Source organism: Methylobacterium sp. Leaf117 (assembly GCF_001422985.1).
In the GTDB taxonomy this organism is placed as follows: domain Bacteria; phylum Pseudomonadota; class Alphaproteobacteria; order Rhizobiales; family Beijerinckiaceae; genus Methylobacterium.
Window position 1 is genome coordinate 384571 of sequence record NZ_LMNL01000001.1, and the last position, 20504, is coordinate 405074.

The 20504-nt window shown below is 66.7% G+C and carries 18 protein-coding genes and 1 tRNA gene; 13 read left to right on the plus strand and 6 right to left on the minus strand.

What is annotated here, in order from left to right; all coding sequences use genetic code 11:
• Nucleotides 1-563: 563 nt before the first annotated feature.
• Nucleotides 564-896, plus strand: a complete 333-nt coding sequence (locus ASF57_RS01710) for a SelT/SelW/SelH family protein (protein WP_056479244.1) — start codon at nt 564-566, stop codon at nt 894-896.
• A 95-nt stretch (nt 897-991) separates the two neighbouring features.
• Nucleotides 992-3136, plus strand: coding sequence for an HWE histidine kinase domain-containing protein (locus tag ASF57_RS01715; RefSeq protein ID WP_056479247.1), 2145 nt, complete (start codon nt 992-994; stop codon nt 3134-3136).
• A 36-nt stretch (nt 3137-3172) separates the two neighbouring features.
• On the opposite strand, the gene ASF57_RS01720 is transcribed toward ASF57_RS01715, so the two are convergent.
• Entirely contained in the window at nt 3173-4009 is an 837-nt protein-coding gene (locus ASF57_RS01720; RefSeq protein WP_056479250.1) for an aldo/keto reductase, read from the minus strand.
• Nucleotides 4010-4762: 753 nt separating this feature from the next.
• On the opposite strand from ASF57_RS01720, the gene ASF57_RS01725 reads away from it, so the two are divergent.
• The 3 genes from ASF57_RS01725 to ASF57_RS01735 all read left to right on the plus strand — a co-directional run bounded on the left by ASF57_RS01725 (nt 4763) and on the right by ASF57_RS01735 (nt 8012).
• On the plus strand, nt 4763-6136 hold the full coding sequence (locus tag ASF57_RS01725; RefSeq protein ID WP_056189200.1) for a methyl-accepting chemotaxis protein: 1374 nt from the start codon (nt 4763-4765) through the stop codon (nt 6134-6136).
• Between the two features lie 94 nt (nt 6137-6230).
• A complete protein-coding gene (locus ASF57_RS01730; protein ID WP_056479253.1) occupies nt 6231-7763 on the plus strand; it encodes an AMP-binding protein in 1533 nt (510 codons plus the stop codon).
• 157 nt (nt 7764-7920) lie between these two features.
• Nucleotides 7921-8012: transfer RNA gene (locus ASF57_RS01735), tRNA-Ser, on the plus strand.
• 197 nt (nt 8013-8209) lie between these two features.
• On the opposite strand, the gene ASF57_RS01740 is transcribed toward ASF57_RS01735, so the two are convergent.
• From ASF57_RS01740 to ASF57_RS25340, 5 genes are all read right to left on the minus strand, one after another.
• Entirely contained in the window at nt 8210-8944 is a 735-nt protein-coding gene (locus ASF57_RS01740; RefSeq protein WP_056479256.1) for a DUF4396 domain-containing protein, read from the minus strand.
• Nucleotides 8945-9709: 765 nt separating this feature from the next.
• Nucleotides 9710-10165, minus strand: a complete 456-nt coding sequence (locus tag ASF57_RS01750; protein WP_056479262.1) for a hypothetical protein — start codon at nt 10163-10165, stop codon at nt 9710-9712.
• Nucleotides 10166-10888: 723 nt separating this feature from the next.
• Nucleotides 10889-11509, minus strand: a complete 621-nt coding sequence (locus tag ASF57_RS01755) for a hypothetical protein (protein WP_056479265.1) — start codon at nt 11507-11509, stop codon at nt 10889-10891.
• Between the two features lie 198 nt (nt 11510-11707).
• Entirely contained in the window at nt 11708-12130 is a 423-nt protein-coding gene (locus tag ASF57_RS01760; protein WP_056189183.1) for a hypothetical protein, read from the minus strand.
• A gap of 182 nt (nt 12131-12312) precedes the next feature.
• Nucleotides 12313-12507, minus strand: a complete 195-nt coding sequence (locus tag ASF57_RS25340) for a hypothetical protein (RefSeq protein ID WP_156375916.1) — start codon at nt 12505-12507, stop codon at nt 12313-12315.
• A 59-nt stretch (nt 12508-12566) separates the two neighbouring features.
• On the opposite strand from ASF57_RS25340, the gene ASF57_RS01765 reads away from it, so the two are divergent.
• The 8 genes from ASF57_RS01765 (at nt 12567) to ASF57_RS01800 (ending at nt 20471) form a co-directional block, all read left to right on the plus strand.
• Nucleotides 12567-12869: a hypothetical protein gene (locus ASF57_RS01765; protein WP_244476766.1), complete on the plus strand. Its 303-nt coding sequence runs from the start codon at nt 12567-12569 to the stop codon at nt 12867-12869.
• Nucleotides 12870-13366: 497 nt separating this feature from the next.
• Nucleotides 13367-14020 carry a LemA family protein gene (locus ASF57_RS01770; protein ID WP_056479268.1) on the plus strand — a complete coding sequence of 218 codons (654 nt, stop codon included), beginning with the start codon at nt 13367-13369 and terminating at the stop codon, nt 14018-14020.
• A gap of 21 nt (nt 14021-14041) precedes the next feature.
• Complete coding sequence (locus tag ASF57_RS01775) at nt 14042-14824, plus strand: YgcG family protein (RefSeq protein WP_056480149.1); 783 nt, start codon at nt 14042-14044, stop codon at nt 14822-14824.
• Entirely contained in the window at nt 14814-15446 is a 633-nt protein-coding gene (locus ASF57_RS01780; RefSeq protein ID WP_056479271.1) for a TPM domain-containing protein, read from the plus strand. The genes ASF57_RS01775 and ASF57_RS01780 overlap by 11 nt, the downstream gene beginning before the upstream one ends.
• Before the next feature lie 145 nt (nt 15447-15591).
• Complete coding sequence (locus ASF57_RS01785; RefSeq protein WP_056479274.1) at nt 15592-17658, plus strand: carbon starvation CstA family protein; 2067 nt, start codon at nt 15592-15594, stop codon at nt 17656-17658.
• Nucleotides 17659-17663: 5 nt separating this feature from the next.
• On the plus strand, nt 17664-17888 hold the full coding sequence (locus ASF57_RS01790) for a YbdD/YjiX family protein (protein WP_056479277.1): 225 nt from the start codon (nt 17664-17666) through the stop codon (nt 17886-17888).
• A 130-nt stretch (nt 17889-18018) separates the two neighbouring features.
• Nucleotides 18019-19299, plus strand: coding sequence for a DUF898 family protein (locus ASF57_RS01795; protein WP_156375917.1), 1281 nt, complete (start codon nt 18019-18021; stop codon nt 19297-19299).
• A gap of 98 nt (nt 19300-19397) precedes the next feature.
• Nucleotides 19398-20471 carry a M48 family metallopeptidase gene (locus tag ASF57_RS01800; protein ID WP_244476767.1) on the plus strand — a complete coding sequence of 358 codons (1074 nt, stop codon included), beginning with the start codon at nt 19398-19400 and terminating at the stop codon, nt 20469-20471.
• Nucleotides 20472-20504: the final 33 nt, after the last annotated feature.

The window sequence follows — 20504 nt, forward strand, 5'->3', positions numbered from 1 at the left end:
TGCCAGGGTGTCGGAGACTCGACAACGGCGGTCGAACGCCAGAGCAAGGAAAACGCGGACGCTCGGCTCTCCGAGAGGGCGGATTGTCGTGCATGGAAATGGCGGGTCCGGAAGCGCGGCGAACCATTTCGATGAAGCGATCGATCGGCTGATGCCAAGACCGAGGCTAACACCGATGCCAAGAGGGGGCTGGCCGAGTTGTCGGGCGTTCCGCGTCGGCCTCTGTTCCCGTCCACCGGGCTGACACTGGGCGGGTTCGGTCGGCGCCGATCGCGCGAGGATACTCTTGTCAGGCCAGCACTGTCGGGAAGCAGCATGCTGTTCGCGGATGGATCGAAGCAGCACCTCCCTAGCCAGCTCGGCCCCCTGTCCGTCATCCGTCATCGATGATCGGTTTCTGACGGCGCGTGCCGGCGAAGCACGCCCGATCCAAGTGGCCGCCTCCGAGTGACCGCCTCCGAGCGATCTGCCGCGTCGGATGAAGACCTTGCATGCGCCGCAACCGCGTCCCGGGCTGTCGTCATGGTTGACAACGCGGGACGGATTGGTCGCTTTACCGACCCATGGACGAAACGCGACGCCCATCGCCCGAGAAGCTGCGGGTTTCGATCACTTACTGCACGCAGTGCCAATGGTTGCTGCGTGCGGGATGGATGGCGCAGGAACTGCTCTCGACCTTTCGCGACGATCTCGGTGAAGTCGCGCTAATTCCAGGCACCGGCGGCACGTTCGTCATCCTGTGCGGAACGGAATTGATCTGGGACCGGACCCGCGATGGCGGCTTCCCGGAGATCAAGGTTCTCAAGCAGCGCGTGCGGGATTGCCTCGCCCCGGGTCGGGATCTTGGCCACATCGATCGCCGGAAAGACGATCGCCCGCCTGCGGATCCCGCATGAGCGATCGTACTCCGAAGGATCCGGTAACAGCGCGCGGTTCGGCGACGGGTGCTCCGGGGGGACGTCCCAGGTGGTGGCCCCGCCCCGTGGCCGCAGTGATCGACCGGATCCGTCACCGCGGGTTCTCGACACAGGTCTACCTGGTCGCCCTTGTGGTGGCGCTGATCGGGCCGGGCCTTCTCTTCACCGCGATTCTTCTCGTCCGCTATGCCGGCACCGAGCGGGCACGATTCGAGCAGGATGCCCGTGAGAAGGTGCGGGGTATCGCCCTCTCGGTCGACCGCGACACCGCCGGCCTCGTCTCCGTGCTGCAGACCCTGGCGACCTCGCCGCGGCTCAAGGACGGCGAGTTCGACAGCTTCGACGCCCAGGCCCGGCTCGTGCGCGATACGGTCGGCCTGGAGATCCTCCTGCGGCGCCCCGACGGACAGCAGGTCGTCAACACGGTGGTCCGGCGCGGCGCGCCCCTGCCGCGCACTGGGCTTCCCTTCGATCGCGAGGTCGCCTCCGGGGCCCAGCGGGCGATCGTCTCAGGGTTCATCAAGGGCATGAAAGCGGACGACGCGACCTATGCGGTCGCGGTGCCGGTGCTCAATGCGGGCAATGTCAGCCACATCCTCAGCTTCTCGGTCCCGGTTGGGCGATTGGACAGCCTCGTCGCCCGGGAGACCGTCGAGGGCTGGACCACCGGGTTGTCGGACCGCGACGGCATCATCCTGGCTCGCGTCCCCGACCGCGACACCCTCGTCGGGTCGATGCGCCTGGGCAGCCTGCGCCAAAACCAGACGGCGACGCAGGGAGTCTGGGACGGCAAGGATCAGGGCAGGAAGCCGGTCACGGTCGTGGAAGCGCGCTCGCGCCTGACCGGATGGACGGCGGCGGCGATCATTCCGCAGGCCCTGGTGGAGGCGCGCCTGCGCAACTGGATCTGGGCCTTCTGTGGATTCGGCCTGATCGTCCTGGCAACCTCGTCGATGCTCGCGGTTCACCTGTGGTCACGGGTATCCCGGCCCCTGCGCCGGCTTGCCGCCACGGGACCGGCCTTGGCGCGCGGCGAGGTCATCCCGCGCATCACTTCGCCGATCCACGAAATCCGGCGTCTCGGTGATGTCCTCGCCGAAGCCTCCCAGCGTCTGCGCCTGCGCAGCGACGAGCGCGACCGGGCGCTCGCCGAGACGGAGCGGGGTCTGAGCGCCCTGCGCGAGAGCGAGGCGCGGTTCCGACATATGGCGGATTCGGCGCCGGCCCTGATCTGGATGACCGACGAGGCGGCCCAGATCAGCTTCGCGAACATGCACTTCGACCACATGTTCGGCGGCCAGACGGCGGCCGAACTCAGCGGGGAGAACTGGCAGCGCATCATCTTCGCGGACGATTTCGAGGCCTTCACCCGACGGTTCAACGACGCCTTCGCGGCACGGGTGCCGTTCCAGGCCGACGTGCGGGTGATCGACCGGGACGGGGTGGTGCGCTGGCTCCGCTGCGAGGGCGTGCCGCGCACGGACGATACCGGCAACTTCCTCGGCTATACCGGCTGCAACGTCGACATCACCGATGCTAAGCGCGCCGCCGAGCACCAGCAGCTCCTCATTCATGAGCTGAACCATCGGGTGAAGAACACCCTGGCCACCGTGCAATCGATCGCCGGCCAATCCCTGCGCAGACTGGACGGGCCGGAAGCCACCGCCGCCCGCGCGGCCTTCGAGGCGCGGCTGCTAGCGCTGGCCCGGGTCCACAATGTCCTGACCCGCGAGAATTGGGACGGGGCCGAGCTGGGAACGGTCGTCTCCGATGCCATCGCGCCCCTGGACAGCGGGGAAGGACAACGGTCGCGCTTCATCGCCTCCGGTCCGACTCTCCGCCTGCCGCCGCGCCTCGCTTTGTCGATCGCGATGGCGCTGCACGAACTCGGGACCAATGCGGTCAAGTACGGGGCGCTGTCGCAGGAAGGCGGCACCGTCACCATCGCGTGGTCGGTCGAGCGCCTGGCCGAAACCCGCCTGACCCTGAAATGGACCGAGGACGGCGGTCCGCCCGTCGTGCTGCCGAGCCGGACCGGTTTCGGATCGCGGCTGATCGAACGCAGCTTGGCGCGCGAACTCGATGGTACGGTCCAACTCGCGTTCGCCCCGACCGGCGTCGTGTGCACGATCGAAGCTCCCGTTCCGCCGCCGACCCTTCTGGAGCGGAAGGTCGATCTGATCGGTCCCCGCGAGGTCCCGCTGTCCCGCTCGGCCTGACCGGGAACGGGAGACCGTGCCCGACGCCGGCCTGCGTTACCCGAACGTCATCGGGTCCGGCCCCATCCGGCCGTCGGGGCGGTCGAGAGTGTCGATGGCCGTCAACTCGTCCGTCTCCAGGGTGAAGCCGAAGACGTCGAGATTCTCCGGAATGCGGGAGAGCGTTGCGGTCTTCGGGATCGCCACGAGACCCTTCTGGATCTGCCAGCGCAGCACGACCTGCGCCGGCGTCCGGCCGTGCCGCTCCGCGATCCCCATCAGGATCGGATCGGACAAGGCCTGCCCGCGGCCGAGGGGGCTCCAGGATTCCGTGACGATCCCGTATCGCGCATGGACGGCGCGCAGCGTCTTCTGTTGAAAGCGCGGGTGCAGTTCGATCTGATTGACGGCCGGGACCACGCCCGTCTCCGTGATGATGCGATCGAGGTGATCGGGCTCGAAATTCGAGACGCCGATCGATTTCGCCCGACCCTCCGCCTGGAGACGCACGAAGGCCTTCCAGGTATCCAGGAAGAGGTCCCGATCGGGACAGGGCCAATGGATCAGGTAGAGATCGACATCATCGAGGCCGAGCCGGACCAGGCTTTCGTCGAAGGCCCGCAAGGTCGCCTCGTAGCCCTGGCGGTCGTTCCACAGCTTGGTGGTGACGAAGAGGTCGCTGCGTGACACCACGCTCGCCCGAACGGCCTGTCCCACACCTGCCTCGTTCTCGTAGATGGCCGCCGTATCGATCGAGCGGAACCCGGCGCGGATCGCTGCGCCGACAATCTCCGGCGCCCGGTCGTCCGGCAGCTGATAGACCCCGAAACCGAGCTGCGGGATCGTGCGTCCGTCGCAGAGGTTGATTGCCGGGATATCAGTCGCGTCAGCCATCAGGTCGATCTCCTAGGCGTGGGGTTGCCGCCATCGGCGACCTCGGAATGTGAACCCGCCAGGGATCGACGGGTGAGGTGCGACAGACGGTCCGGAAGGCGTCGTTGCCACCAAATCGAAGCCATCGCCACGGCCGAAGCGACTTGGTTGAAAATCGAAACCGATCAAAAGTTATGATTCGCAGGAGTGCGTCGTCAGGCCGATCATCTATCTGAAATTGTATTTTATCAATTCACACGAAAAAGATGAATTGCGAGAGGAATCTGATCCATTTGGCTCACAACTAAGATGAGAACTTGTCTTCCTTAACGAAACAGGAAATCTTCTGCCGGTAGAACATGCCAGTGTATCGTGCGATGGCTGATGTCTGGTTTCCTTTCGAGGGCTTATTGTTGTTGAAAACGAGGGCCAAAGGCATCCGCCGCAGTTTTGCACGGATGAACCGGCGTTTGTGTTTTTCAGTAAGTGCTCGATCAAGAGCTAAGATTCGCCGATCACGGTCGCAGATTTCGCCACTTGCAAGTCGCGCTCCGCGCTCGTTGCGCAGATCTTTGAAACTTCGATCTCAATTCAAAACCGCAATCATTGAATAAATCGAAAGCGGCGACCTTATCGATCTTTTTGCGTTGCAACGATATCCGGATTGACAAGTCCGTGATCAACCCCCGGTTCTTCCACGGTGCTATTGCGCATAACGATAACTTAAGGGGGTTCGGCTAAACCCTGTCGTTACGCCCAACAGGACCCATCCCGATGCTCGGACTCCCCTTCGCTCGTTCCACTCCGAAGCAGCCCTCGACTGATGTTCAGTCGGACACCGGACGTGGCACAGAGGAGGTCCGTCTCGTCCGCGCCGTCGAGGCCCTGATGGCGAGCCAGACCCTTGCGGCAGTCGACCTCCCGGAGGGCGCCCTGCGCGCAGCGATCGAGCGTCTGCACGCCGAGCGTGAGAGCGACCTGCTACGCAGCCTCGCCAACACCGCCGCCGTCGCCCGCGAAGCGTCCGAGGCGGCCACCAACACGGGCTGGATGACTTACGATGTCGGCGAGGTGGCGAGCGCCACCCAGACCATCGCAGGTGCCACCGAGGAGATGGCGGCCTCCGTCGCCGAAGTTGCCCAGACCTCCGAGACCGTCGTCATGGTGGCGCAGGGCGCCCTGGCGGAGACGCAGGCCTGTATCCTGGACGCGCAGAAGGCGCGGACTGCGATGCACGAGATCGATACCCGGACCGCGCAGATTTCCGATCGGGTCGTGGTCCTCGAGCGTGCCATCGCGCAGATCGAGGTGATGGCCACAACCATCGCGGCGATTTCCGCCCAGACCAACCTACTGGCCCTGAACGCCACCATCGAGGCGGCCCGTGCCGGCGAGGCCGGCCGCGGCTTCTCCGTCGTCGCCGCCGAGGTGAAGTCGCTTTCGGCCCAGACGGCCAAGTCGACCGGCGAGATCCGCGGTCTTCTCAGCACCCTGACCAGCGAAATGGGCGCGATTTCGGAGGCGGTCGGCGAGAGCCGCAGCGCCGTCACCACCGGACGCACCATCGTCGACCATCTCGAGCACCGGATCGTCGAGACGAATACCCGCATCGCTCAGGCGAGCGACCTGAACCAGGCGATCTCGCAGATGCTCGGCCAGCAGCGCGCGGCCACGTCCGAGATCTCCACGAGCGTCCAGAACATCGCCGCGAAAGCGGCCAAGACCCACGAGGAGATCGAGAAGATCACCACCCGCCTCGTCCGTGCCGAAGCGACCGGCCAGGCGGCCCTGAGCGCCAACGCCCGCGACGTGCCGGTCTACGGGCTCGTGCGGCTGCCCGCGGATGTGGGCGCCTGGAAGCGCAAGCTCGCGCGCGTCCTCGTCGGCATGGCGCAGCCGGAGCCGTCCCTGGCGAACCTGTCGGGGCAGCCGGGCCGCAGCCTGCGCACCGACCTTGCTGGAACGGCGCCTGCCGCCCATCCGGCCTTCGCCCGCTTCGCCGCGGCCGAGACTAAGGCCTGCGCCGAGGCCGCCAAGATGCTGGAAGCCATCAAGGTCAGCAACTGGGATATCGGCACGCCCGCCTATCAGGCAGCCGCAGAAGCCATGAAGGATATGCTGTCGGCCGCCAAGGAGATCACGGGCTGATACGCTCAGGACGAGGTGGCGCAGCCGTCGGCGCTCTTGTGCCGCCGGCGGGTTTCGGTTTCCCTGCGGGCCGAACGCCACGGAGCCTGCCCGCTTGCCCCCATCGTCGGACGCCGCCGCCCCCGAATCCCGCTTCAACGGTGCTTGCTACTGTCTGGCCGAGAACGCCCGGCTCCGGCCCGACAAGGTCGCGCTGATCATGGCGGGGGCCGACGACGACGTCAGGTCGCTGACCTTCGCGGAGGCCGACCGGGCGGTCCGCGGCATCGCGGCCGGCCTCCAGGGACTCGGCCTCGCACCCGGCGCCCGGGTCATGATCCGTATGGGCAACGAGATCGACTACGTCCTGGTGTATTTCGGCGCGCTGGCGGCGGGCCTCGTGGCGCTGCCCTCCTCGCCACAATTGACCGAGGCCGAAGCGGCATTCCTGATGGAGAATGCCGATGCTTCGGTCGTCGTGGTGGGCCGCGATCACCCGGCCGATCCGGCCGGCCTCGGTGGCCGCATCCTGTTGAAGCCCGACGCGATCGCCGCGATGAAAGCGGGACCGCCGCTGGTCGACTACGCCGACACCGGCGCCGAGGATCCCGCGACCCTGGTCTACACCTCCGGCACCACCAGCCGGCCGAAGGGCGTCCTGCACGCCCATCGGGCCATTCGCGGCCGCCGCCCGATGCATGAACACTGGCTCGGCTTGTCCGAGCACGACGTGATGCTGCATGCCGGCACGATGAACTGGACCTACACTCTGGGCGTCGGCATCACCGACCCCTGGGCCTGCGGTGCCACGGCGGTGCTGTACGACGGCCCGCGCGATCCGGCTGTCTGGCCGGCACTGATGGCGCGCCATCGGGCGACCCTGTTCGCCGCCGTCCCCAGCCTGTACCGACAGATTCTGAAATACGGCGATCTCTCGTCCGTCGACCTGCGTGCCCTGCGTCATGGGGTGACGGCGGGCGAAGCACTCTCGGCCGCGCTGCACGCGGCCTGGACCGAGGCGACCGGGAAACCCCTCTACGAAGCGCTCGGAATGAGCGAGGTCTCGACCTACGTGTCGACCGGACCGACCATTCCGGTGCGGCCGGGCTCTCCGGGCAAGCCTCAGCCCGGCCGGCGCGTCGCGATCCTGCCAACGGACGGGCCGGCGGATCCGCTCGGTCCGGGCGAGATCGGCCTGCTGGCGGTCCATCGGTCCGAACCCGGCCTGATGCTGGGCTACTGGAACCGCCCCGAGGAGGAGGCCGCGGTACGGCGCGGGGATTGGTTCGTCGGGGGCGACCTCGCCAGCCTCGATGCCGACGGCTACCTGACCTTTCACGGCCGCAACGACGACCTGATGAACGCGCTGGGTTATCGGGTTTCGCCGAACGAGGTCGAAGGCGTGCTGGGCGCCCATCCAAGCGTGGCCGAAGTCGGCGTGACGGAGGTGGCGGTGCGCAGCGACCTCAGCGTGATCACGGCCTTCGTCGTCGCGAGACCGGGTGCCGAGTTGGAGGCTGAGGACCTCATCGCCTGGTGCCGCGATCGGCTGGCGGCCTACAAATGCCCTCGCGAGGTCCGGTTCCTCGACGCCTTGCCGCGCACGCCGAACGGCAAGGTCCAGCGCAAGAGATTGGCTTGCCCCTGATCAGGATTGCGGCAGCGACCGTGCCAAGCGCTGCTCCATCGGGCTCTCGGCCCTTGTGCTCCCCACGGCACAGCGCCCGCAAAGCCGCCGAATTCCCCACCGTTAGCCGAAACGCGGCTTGACCCGCCGGATGCGAAATTCTAGATCGACGGCCTGCGGAGACGTGGCCGAGCGGCTGAAGGCACTCGTTTGCTAAATGAGCATACCCCGAAAGGGGTATCGAGGGTTCGAATCCCTCCGTCTCCGCCAGACCCCAATCCCCCGCGTCGCGATCGTCAGTTCGGTTCGGGCTGAGCGGATGTGAGTGACCGCTCGCTCGCTGTTGTCAGACGTGCTTTGCCGGCGTGCGATAGGGGACCGGGAGAGCGCTGAACCGCCCCTGCCGTCGAACCTCACCTGTCCGGCTCGGGGCCGATCCGTCCGAGGCGGCTTCCATGTCGCCCCCCTCACATGCGCTCCTTGCGGCCGGTGGTGATCAGCCACCAGTTGACCGGGTAGCTGGTCAAGAAACCGCTTACCATCGCGATCTGCATCACGAACCAGAACTCGGGCGTGTTCACTGCCGCTCGCGGCGCGCCGAGGGCCGGGAGCAGGACGAACTGGGCCAACGCCATGAAGCCGTACATTCCGATCTGCCACGCGATGAGGGAAGCCGTGTCGGCCTTCACGGCCGCAACGAGTCCCTCCACCGGCGAGAGATTCCGCATCGGCACGATGGCGAAGTACTGAAACACGATGCCGAGTCCGAAGGCGAACACGAAATCGAGGATCCAGACCGCGTACATCTTCTCGGCGAACACGGTCTGCCAGCCGAACCAGACCGCCACGGCCGGGATCAGGAAAGCAAGCCACTCCGCCGCGATATCGCCGAGCATGCAGCCACTGCCGCAGTGAAGGGCGCCTTTGCCGACCATGACGGGGAACGGGGGCTCGGTCCGGTGCGCGGTCGCTGCGTCCCGATCCCTCCCCGCATGATGCACCTCCGGGATGACGGACCGTCCATAGCGGAGATAGGCCCACGCGACTGCGATCGTCCCGAACAGGGCACAGACCGGCCATACGACATTCATGATGCCCATAGGTTGGGGATGCCGGACAACGTCGATGGAGATCACGAGGGCCCAGACAGCGCCCAACAGCAGGGCGGTGATCGAAAGACCATGAAGCCATCCAGGAAACATCGGGATCCTCTCTCCATCGCACTCCCAATTCAATGGGAGGTTGTTGCGCGATCGATTGTTCCCTCAGATCTGCCGTGTCCGGACCGCGTTCAGACATCGCTCTCCTGGCGAAAGAGAATCTCCAGTCGCGCCGCCGGCTGCACCCGTTCGCTGGGTAGGCTCTATTGCCGCGTCGGTTACGATGAGTTCCAGCGATGGAGAAGCCTGTCACCGATGCAGGCGGATGGCAGCCGGACCATGCCGTTCGCCTCGGCCCTGTCGTCCTCTGCGTCGGAATGCCAAGTTTCGTCCGGCCGATCATCGCCACCATCACGCCTGCACCCGATCCGACCGCCGCGCATGCCCAAGGTCGTGCAGGCCCATCAATGCTGCGTGTCCAACTGACACTGAATTGAGGGCCATGAGGTTGAGGGCCATCGGATTGAGGGCCCTCAACCTCATGGCCATGCGGCGGCTCGGTCGACTGTCCAGGGTTTGCGAAGGACGGCTGTTCCGGAGCGCCTTGAGTTCCGCCAAGCTGATCAGCAGGTTGGGCCGCGTGTTCACCCGTCGCAACGCTGGAAAAGTCTTCATCCGTCACACGGCTGACGATCGCGATGTCCGCCCTCCAAGAGCCGGAAGTCCATAGGGACGCGCCGGCGGTCGAGACTTGCTCGGTGCATCCGATGGTGGTCGGCAGGCGCGGGCCTTCTCGCGGCTGCACACGAAGGTCTCATCGGATCGCAATGGGTGTCTTGATCCGATCGAAGCGGAGCCGGCCTGACCTTATTGCACGGCCGGGATCGTAAATTCGCCGCCGGTGGACAGGAGTGAGGTCGGGTCGGACGGCGCCGGTGTCTCGACGCTCGACGTGCCCGTCCCCGTCGCCGGTGCGGCCGCGAGGTGCAGATCTGACGGGAGAAGGGCTACGCTCGCCCCCATGAGCCCGGCAAGGGCGCGAATCTCGTCAGGTTCACGCGGATCGCGGGAAATGCGCGCGGCGTCGCGCTGCAGACGGAGATTGCAGGCACGCGATGGCAACCCGCCGGACGGGGTGCACGCATCGTGGCGGGCGCAGGCCGCGTCGAGGGCATCGATCGGTGGACGCGGAGCGTTGTTGCCGGGTCCGCAATAATTGCCATGCACCAGCAGCGCCGGTGGAGCGTCGGACAGCGCCGGTTGGGCCAAAGTGGGCACCACTGCGCCGACGAGGAGTGCGAGGGACAGGCTCAGACGAACCATGGGAGACGTCCTTCCAATATGGGTCGGCCCCCGACTGGCAGCCGACGCGATGGTCTCGGTGATGAGAAACGGCCGGTGGGGACTCACATGCGGGAGCTCGGCCGTCCGGCATATCGCTTAGTGCTGCGTTCCTCGGAACGGACGGGGGACTGGGATTGCAGGGCCGGCGTCCGAAACCCATCGCTCAGCCCATCCAACCGCGTGCTTTCCGCTGTAGTTCCGCAGCCATCGGCTGGGTTACGGCACAAATCCGGTGCATCTAACATCGGTTAAGCCACATCGAAGATGGTTATATACTGTCCATCTATCACAGCGCACGACGAAACGTTGCGAGAGATCAGACTGGTCGGGGATTGTGATTCATGCGCGGTTCTGGATCAGAACGGTCATCGCTGGGCGAGGCGCCGAGCGCCAGACGATGGGTCCGCTCCCGACTCCAGCCATCGAAGGGGCGCTGTTCTTTGGCCAACGCGGCGGTCTCGCTCAGCGCGCACCGTGATCGCACAGCCAGCCGTTCGCGAAAGGCGTCGGAGCAGTTTTGCATGCGGGAATAGGATCGGTCACACAAGTGTTTGCCGTCACAAGACGGAGCGCCATTCGGTGATGCGGCCTCAGGCCCGACGCGCCCGGTCGAGACCCGACCAAGATTTGGCGCAAATGGAAACGGCGTGCCCCGTCATCCGGGACACGCCGTACCTGCTGTCTGGTGGCGGCGGCCGCCGATCAGCGACCCTGTTGCGGCATCAGCGAACGCGCTTGCTGGACGGCCTCGCGGCAGGATTGGTCGCCCTTGGCGTTCAGGTCGGTCGCGCGCTGAAGGGCCGTCTTGGCCTGGGAGACCTTGTCCTCGGCCGAGAGGCTGGGCGAAGCCGAGGCCTCTCCGCCGTTGGCAGCCTTGGCGGCCGCCGTCGGCTTGTTCTCGGATTGCGCGCGAACGTCGGCCGGAGAGGTGGCGATCCGCCCTGAGGCAACCGAATCCGCCTGTCCGGTCCCGGTGGCAGCAGCCACGGGTCCGGAAACGCCGCCGACGGTACCCGGCGATCCACCGGCCTCACGGGACGCTCCGCCCTGCTGGGCGCGATCCGTCTCGGCATTGCCGACGGGCTTGGCGTCGGGCGATGTGTTGCTGGCCGCGCGATCCGCTGAACCGGCGTGCGGCCCCTTATGCTGCCCGGAATCCGGCTGGGACACGGGTGCCCCCATCCCCACCTGGGCCCCGAGCTCGCGCTTCAACGTGGCGATATCGTCGGTGCAGGGGCCTCCCTCCTGGCCGTAGGCCGCCGTATGGACAAAGCCGAGCGCGGACAGAGCGGCTACGCCGCACAGCATCTTAAAAGGTGACATTGGCTTCCTTCGAATAATCCGACGACCAACGCGAGCGTCAATCAGATGTTCGAATGACAACGGAAGCCTTTTTGCCGCAGATCGATGAACCATCAAAAGAAGAAAAATAAAACAAAGGCGGCACACTCGGATTTTTCCGAATGTGCCGCCAATGTTGTCGATTGTACCCCGCCCTGCAGCGGAGCTTAATTGACGACGTTAGTATCCGTAGCCATAGGCCGGGTAGCCGTAGCCATACGCCGGAGCATAGCCATAGGCGGGGGCCGGGGCGTAGCCGTATCCGCCGCCGTAATAACCGACGGGACGGCCGTAGCCGTATCCATAGCCGCCATAGCTGTTTGCCACGATCGCGCCGGCTGCCAGACCGGCGATGCCGAGGCCGATGGCGGCACCCGGGCCGATGCCGCGACGATGGCCGTAACCGCGCCCGTAGCCGCCGCCATAGCCACGATATCCACCGTAGCCGCCGCGGAAGCCGACACCGCGATAACCACCGCCGTAGCCGTAACCGCCATGACCGTAACCACCGTGGCCGTAGCCCCAACCGCGTGCCTCGGCAGGTGCCGATGCCAGAAGGCCAAGGCCGACCAAGGCCGTGGAGGCAAGGACGAACTTCCGCATCTGAGAACTCCTGTCGTGTGAACGTTAGGCTAGAAACAACCTGCGCCCCAGGCCGTTCCCTCGAACCTGTTGGTTCAACACGTCACAGGGTGAGTCTCCGGCGCCACGCCGGTTCGGGCCGCAGCCTATTTGGCCGTAGTTTGGTCTGCGGATCGTCCGAGGCACAGCGATGACGCTTCGTCTCAACTGTGCTGTCGCAGGGCGATAGAAGAAATGCTGAGATCCGTGACCGTCGATCCGGTCGCTGCAGGCACTCTGACCTGTTCAGCGATCCGACGCTCGTTGCGGCGACGTTTGAAACGCCCGGTGCGCGCGGTCTGTCCCTCGCTCATCGGTTCGATCGACAGCGCAAACGGACGCGACACCAGACCGATCACCTCCGTTTGGTCGCAGGAACAGCCCCATCCGGCCCGTGTTCACCGATCAGGATTCTTGCATGGAGGACGCCGTCATGGAGGACGCCGTGAGCATTCGTGTCGCGCTGGTCAGTTCGCTTGTCATCGGGGCTACATCGGCGGCCCCGGTTCTGGCGCAGGGTGTGTTCCTCCCGGAAGACCGAAGGGGCGTCATCGTCCAGAATCAGCCGAACACCACCGGCAACAGTCGCGATGTCGTCATCTCCTATGGAGCCACGGGGGCCGATACGGTGACGACGAACTCTGCCGCCGGCGGCAATGCGAGCCGGCCCGAACAGGCGTTTCCGAATGGAAGCGCCAACGGCGGCCCCGGGGGGCGCTGACCGGCACCTGCAGGCGGCCGGTCTCTCGGCCTGATTGCGCTGCGTGGCCTTCGCGGGAGGCAGGGCAGAAAGCAGAGGCCTGCCCAAGGCCGTTCGAAAGCGCTTGAGCCCTGTCCTTGCGCCCTGGACTTGCCGAGGTGCCTGCCGGATGGGATGCCCAAGCAGAATCTGACTGTGTAACGGCCCGGCATCAAGGACGCGGGCAGGAGCGTCGCTCAGGCCTGGCGTTCGACAAAGGTTTCACCCGGACAGAGTCCCCATCCAGCTGTTCGGCCAAGGTGGCGAGCGCGGGCGTTTCCGGGGAGAACGACGGCGCAGCACCCAAGGATCGGGTGATAACGGCTTTTCGCGGCGCCGATGGGTTTGGTACTTCGGCTTTCTCGTGGCAGGAGCGGCATCGTGAGTAGCGCGCACCGCCGCGATGCGCGGCCCCATCCCTCGGAGACTGGGGCGGGGCAGCGCCGATGCGCGGCGGTCCGGTTCCGAGGAGTTCGACGATGCACGCAGGTGTGATCACCCCCACGACCCCGTCGGTCAGATCCGGTTCGGTCGGAAACTGGCTCGGCCGGGTGCGGATCGCCGTCGCCGCCCTGACGCTCGGCATCGGCCTGTCCGGATGTGGCGCCGTCAATCGGGTGCCGACCCTGGAGGAGCGGGCGAAGTCCTCGTGGAGCGAGGTCCAGAACCAGTACCAGCGCCGGGCGGATCTAATCCCCAATCTGGTCGAGACGGTGAAGGGCTATGCGCAGCAGGAGAAGGACGTCCTGGTCGGTGTGACCGAGGCGCGGGCCAAGGCGTCAAGCGTCAAGGTCGACGCCTCGACCGTGAGCGATCCGCAGAAATTCAAGGAATTCCAGGACGCGCAGAACCAGCTTTCGGGCGCTCTCGGCCGCCTGCTCGTCACCGTCGAGCGCTATCCCGACATCAAGTCGAACCAGAACTTCCTCGCCCTGCAGTCGCAGCTGGAAGGCACCGAGAACCGGATCGCCGTCGCCCGCCGGGACTACATCGCGGCGGTTCAGGACTACAACACCGAGGTCCGCACCATTCCGGGCCGGTGGATCGCGGCGATCTTCTACCCGGATGCGAAACCGATGGAGACCTTCACGGCGACGCCGAACGCCGAGCGCCCGCCGAACGTGAAGTTCTAGCCCAGGATGGGCGCTCCGAGCATGCGGGGGATCGCGGCGCGCCGCCTCTGGATCGACACGGCCTGCCTGCTGCTGGCGCTCTGGCTCGCCCTCTGGGCCGGAGCCGCCGGCGCGGCCGAACCGACGTTTCCGGCCCTGACCGGGCGGGTGGTGGACGCGGCCGGCATCCTCAAGCCCGAGGACCGGGCGATTCTCGAGGCCAAGCTGAAGGCCTACGAGGACAAGACCTCGGACCAGGTGGTGGTCGCCACCATCCCGAGCCTGCAGGACCGCACCATCGAGGATTACGGCAATCGGCTGTTCCGGGCCTGGAAGCTCGGAGAGGCCAAGACCAACAACGGAGCGCTGCTGCTGGTGGCGCCCAACGAGCGCAAAGTACGGATCGAGGTCGGCTACGGCCTCGAAGGGGCGCTGACCGACGCGCTCTCGAAGGTCATCATCACCACCGCCATCACCCCGCGCTTCAAGACGGGCGACTATGCCGGCGGCCTCAATGCCGGCGTCGACGCCATGCTGACGATCCTGGCCGGTGACGCCGAGGAGTGGCAGCGCAAGGCCAAAGTCCGGACCGACGAGGCCGATCCGAGCCAGGTCCTCCTTTTCATCGTGCTGTTCTTCGTCATCCTGTTCGTCGTCTATCGGATGAACCGGGGCGGGCGCGGCGGTGGCGGTGGCGGGTTCGTGATCCTGCCGGGACCGGTCTCCGGGGGATGGAGCGGCGGCGTGTCCGGCGGCTTCGATGGGGGCGGCTTTTCCGGCGGCGGCGGCTCGTCGGGTGGGGGAGGAGCCTCCGGTGACTGGTAAATCGAGGGACCTCCTGGACGAGGGCGCCCGCACCCGCATCGCGGAGGCGATCCGCAGGGCCGAAACCACGACTTCCGGCGAAATCGTGGTGCTGGTCGCCGCGCGGGCCGGCTTCTATCGCTCGGCGCCGCTTCTCGCCGCGCTTGCCTGCGGGCTGGTGGTCCCCTGGCCGCTGATCCTGCTCACGCCCTGGAGCGCGGCCGCGATCGCCCTGGCGCAGATCGCCGTCGTGCTCGTCGTGCTGCTCGCGGGTCTGCATCCCCGTGTGCGAATGGCCCTGGTGCCCCGTTCCATCCGCCGCGACCGGGCTCACGAACAGGCCCTGCGCGAGTTCAGGACAAGGGGCTTGTGCCAGACCGAAGGGCGCACCGGCGTGCTGATCTACCTCGCCCAGGCCGAAGGGCATGCGGAGATCGTGGCGGATCGCGGTGTCGCCGCTCGGGTCCCGACCCCGGCCTGGTCGAACGCGATCGATACCCTGCTCGATGCCCTCCGGCGCGATGAGGTCGAGGCAGGCCTGACCGCCGCCGTCGGCCAGGTCGGCACCATCCTGGCGGCTGACTTTCCTCCGCGCGCGGTCCCTGTCGACGCCCTGCCGAATCGCGTCATCACCATCCACTGAGCGGCGCGAGTCGACCTGGGACGAAGGCCGTTCGGTTTTCAAACCGCGTCGATTGAAATCGGCTGCCCTGGCCCTTCCAGTCAATTTGCGCGAGAAGGCCCCTTGACGACCTGCCGGCAAGGACAGGTCGCGGGAGCGAGACGTCATGAGTGCGGTATCCAAGCACGGACCCTGGGTCCTGGTCGGAGGTTTGGGGGCGGCCGCCCTCGCGATCGTCGCAACGACGCGCGGCGAAACGGTGAATGCCCTCTGGATCGTCGTCGCGGCGGTCTGCGTGTACCTGATCGCCTACCGCTACTACTCGCTCTTCATCTCCGAAAAGGTCATGCGGCTCGACAACGGCCGTCGGACGCCGGCGCACGTGCACAATGACGGGCTCGACTATGTGCCCACCAACCGCAACGTCCTGTTCGGCCACCACTTCGCCGCCATCGCGGGCGCCGGCCCCCTGGTCGGCCCGGTGCTCGCCGCGCAGATGGGCTACCTGCCGGGCCTGCTCTGGATCCTGGCCGGCGTCGTCCTGGCCGGCGCGGTGCAGGACTTCATGGTGCTGTTCATCTCGATGCGACGGGACGGCCGCTCGCTCGGCGAATTGATCCGTGCCGAACTCGGCACCATCCCGGGCATCATCGCGCTGTTCGGCACCTTCATGATCATGGTGATCCTGCTGGCGGTGCTGGCGATGATCGTCGTCAAGGCCCTGGCCGAGAGCCCGTGGGGCACCTTCACGGTCGCCGCGACGATCCCGATCGCCATGCTGATGGGCCTCTATGCGCGCTACATCCGCCCGGGCAAGGTCGGCGAGGTCTCCATCATCGGCTTCGTCCTACTGATGCTCGCCATCGTGTACGGCGGCAACGTCGCGGCCGACCCGTACTGGGGTCCGGTCTTCACCTTCACCGGGACCCAGCTGTGCTGGCTGCTGATCGGCTACGGCTTCGTCGCCTCCATCCTGCCGGTCTGGCTCCTGCTCGCTCCGCGCGACTACCTGTCGACTTTCCTCAAAATCGGCACCATCGTGGGTCTGGCGCTCGGCATCGCCTACGTCGCCCCGCACATGCAGATGCCGGCGGTGACCAAGTTCGTCGATGGCAGCGGTCCGGTCTGGGCCGGCTCGCTGTTCCCGTTCCTGTTCATCACCATCGCGTGCGGCGCGGTCTCGGGCTTCCATGCCCTGATCTCCTCGGGCACCACGCCGAAGCTCATCGACCGGGAGTCGGATGCACGCTTCATCGGCTACGGCGGCATGCTCATGGAGAGCTTCGTCGCCGTGATGGCGCTGGTCTCCGCCAGCGTGATCGAGCCCGGCATCTACTTCACCATGAATTCGCCCGCGGGACTCGTCGGCACCACGCCGGAGAGCGCGGCGGCGGCGGTGACGAAGCTCGACCCGGCCTTCACCATCACGGCCGCCGAGATCGCCCAGACCGCCGTCGACGTCGGCGAGCACTCGATCATCTCGCGCGCCGGCGGCGCCCCGACTCTCGCGGTCGGAATGGCGCACATCATCTCCTCGGCCATCGGCGGCAAGGGCATGATGGCGTTCTGGTACCACTTCGCGATTCTGTTCGAGGCCTTGTTCATCCTGACGGCGGTGGATGCGGGCACGCGCGCCGGCCGCTTCATGCTGCAGGACCTGCTCGGCCTCGTCTCGCCGGCGTTCAAGGACACCACTGCCTGGGTTCCCAGCATCCTGGCCACCGCCCTGTGCGTCGGTGCCTGGGGTTACTTCCTGTACCAGGGCGTCACCGATCCGCTCGGCGGCATCTACACCCTGTGGCCGCTGTTCGGCATCTCGAACCAGATGCTGGCCGCCGTGGCGCTGACCCTCGCCACCGTGGTGATCTTCAAGATGAAGCGCGAGCGCTACGCCTTCGTCACCATCATCCCGACCGTGTGGCTCTGCATCTGCACCCTGACGGCCGGTTGGCAAAAGATCTTCTCCGCCGACCCCAAGATCGGTTTCCTGTCGCATGCCGACCGCTTCTCGGCGGCGATCGCCGAGAACAAGGTGCTGGCCCCGGCCAAGACCATGGCGGACATGCATAAGATCGTCTTCAACGACCGGATCGACGCGGCGCTGGCGATCCTGTTCGTCGGCCTCGTGGTGGCCATCGCGGTCTTCGGCATCATGGCCTGCGTGAAGGCGTACCGGGCCGATCGCTGGACCGCGCTGGAGAGCGGCGGTCCGTCCGCCGTTCCGGCGGAGTAGGCACCATGGCGCTATCGTCGGCCGAGTTGCGGGACCGCCTCAAGACCTTCTCGAAATGCGTCTGCGACGGCGCCCGGCTGATGGTGGGGCAGGGCGACTACGAGGCCTATGCCGCCCATATCCGCCGGACGCATGCGGACCAGGAGCCCATGACCGAGCGGGAATTCTTCCGCAACCGCGAGAATGCCCGCTTCGGCGTCGGCAACCGCAACGGTTTCCGCTGTTGCTGAAGGAGTCCGCTGCTGCGACTTTGGCGGGTCTTAACCGGGTCTACAGTCTGTTCGTGTGCGGTTGTGGCAGCGGCACGGCAAATCGGCTTAGCTGGAGCCTCTGACGTTTGGGGGCACGATGACACAGCCGATGCCGGGCGACGCGCGATCCGTGGCTGGCCGCGTCGGGGCGATCACCTTCGACACGCGCTTGGCCGGGCTCACCGGCCTCGCCGTCCGGGGCTTCCTGCTGTCTCTGGTCACCTTCGGAATCTACCGGTTCTGGTATGTGACCGACCTGCGGCGCTACTTCTGGAGCCGGACCGTCGTAGACGGCAGCCCGGGCGAGTATGTCGGCCGCGGCAAGGAACTGTTTCTCGGGTTCCTGGTGGCGCTCGCGGTCCTGATCCCGATCTACGTGGCGATCTTCGTCGCCACCCTGTCGGTGCCGTCGCTCGCCCCCTTCGGCGGTGCCCTGTCCTTCGCCATCCTGTTCGTCCTCGGGCAATTCGCGCGCTATCGGGGCCGTCGCTACCGGGCCTCGCGCACCCTCTGGCGCGGGATCCGGCTCGGGCAGGACGGTTCGGCGATCACCTACGCGCTGATGGCGTCGGGGTGGGCGCTCCTGACCCTGGCGACCCTCGGACTCGCCTTCCCGTTCATGCGCGCGAGCCTGGAGCGTTACCGGATCAACAACACCCTGATCGGGTCGGGCCGCATGGCGTCGTCGGCCCGAGGCCGATCGCTGCTCCTGCCCTGGCTCGCCTTCTACCTCGTGGTGCTCGTCCCGGTTCTCGCCGCCGTCCTGGCCTTCTTCGCAGCCTCGGATTTTGCCATCCCGGCCGACCTCTTCGTGGCCAAGCCCGGCGGAAAACCCGGTGAGACCGTCTTCAATTCCGCCTATGCCGGCACTCCCATCGCCACCTACGGCGCCCTCCTCATCGGCACGATCAGCGTCTCTGCGCCCCTGGGGCTGCTGCTGATCCCGTTCTATCGGGCCCGCGAGACGCGGATTTTCATGAACGCGGCCAGCCTCGGCCCCGTTCGCCTCGCCTCGACCCTCAGAGCGCGACAGTTCTATTGGCCCTACATCGTCTACATGCTGTCGATCTTCGGCTTCATCACCGTGGTCGGCGTCGTGATCGGAGCCGGCGCCGTCTCGATCCAGACCGGCGGAGCCCTCAATGGCGCCCAGTGGGTGCTCATGTTCGGGCTGGTCCTGGCCTATCTCGGCGGTGCCCTGTTCTTCGCCGTGCTCTACGTCCGGGTCATCACCGCGCGCCTCTGGGCCGCCGTCGCGACGACCACCCAGGTGGAGAACGCGGACGGTCTCGAGGCGATCCTGGCTTCCGGTCGACGGGTCGGCAGCGGGCTCAACGAGGGCCTCGCCGACGCCCTCGACGTTGGCGGCGCCCTCGAGATCGGGTTCTAGTGCAGCCGCACGGTTCGGACCGAACGGGCGCCGGGCAGGGAGCGACGCTCCACGCCGAAGGGCGCTATTTCGATGGGCTCAGCGCCCGAATCCATCCCGTGACGCTGAGGCTCGATCAGCGCCTGTGGATCGCGGGGCCGGAGATCGCCGTCGACTGGGATCTGTTCGACCTCGTGGCCGGCGACACGGTGGCACCGTTGATGCGGATCGGCCCGCGCGGCCGACCGGCCCGCGTGGAGGTCAGCGACAGCGCCTTCGCCGACGCCCTCACGGCCCGATGCCCCGATCTGCATCGGTCGGATGACAAGGGGTCCGGCGGCAATCTGCGGCTCGTCGTCTGGTCGATCGCCGCCGGGCTCTCGGTGATCCTGCTGGCGATCTACGGAGTGCCTGCCATCGCCGCGCGGCTCGCCCCCGTGATCCCGATATCGGTCGAATCGCGGCTCGGCAGCGCCGTCGCGGATCAGGTCGACCGGATGCTTGGGCATCCGCCCGTCTGCGACGACGGTCCGGCCCGCGCCGTTCTCGACCGGCTCGTGGCACGGATGGCGGGGGAGCGAGGCATGGTGGGGCAGCGCGGCATGGTGGGGCAGCGAGGCCTGCCGGGCGAGCCCCGGATCGCCGTGCACCGCCACGCCGTCGCCAACGCCCTGACCCTGCCGGGCGGCCGCGTCATCATCCTGTCCAGCCTGATCGACCGATCCGAGACCGCGGACGAGTTCGCCGGCATTCTCGCGCATGAGTTCGGCCACATCGCCGCCCGTGATCCGATGCGCGCCCTGCTGGCGGCCAGTGGCAGTTCGTTCCTCCTCAGCCTCGTCCTCGGCGATCTCGCGGGCTCGACGCTCATCGTCGCCACCGGGCAGATGGCCCTCTCGGCCGGCTATTCACGGGATGCCGAGACCGCGGCGGATGCCTACGCGGTCGAAACCCTACGGCGCTCCGGCGGCGATGCCGGCGCACTCGCCACCATCCTCGAGCGCGTCGCCCGGGATGAAGAACCGGACGGGGTCGCGAGCCTTCTGCGCAGCCATCCCTTCACCCGGGAGCGCGCGCATCACATCCGCGCCCTAGCCGGCAATGACACAGCGGGACGCCACATCCTGACCGACGCGGACTGGATCATGCTGAAGGGTATCTGCCGCAACGTCGCGACGGCAGCACCCCGATAGGTCCGGCGTCGGTTCCGCACGCTTTCGTACAGT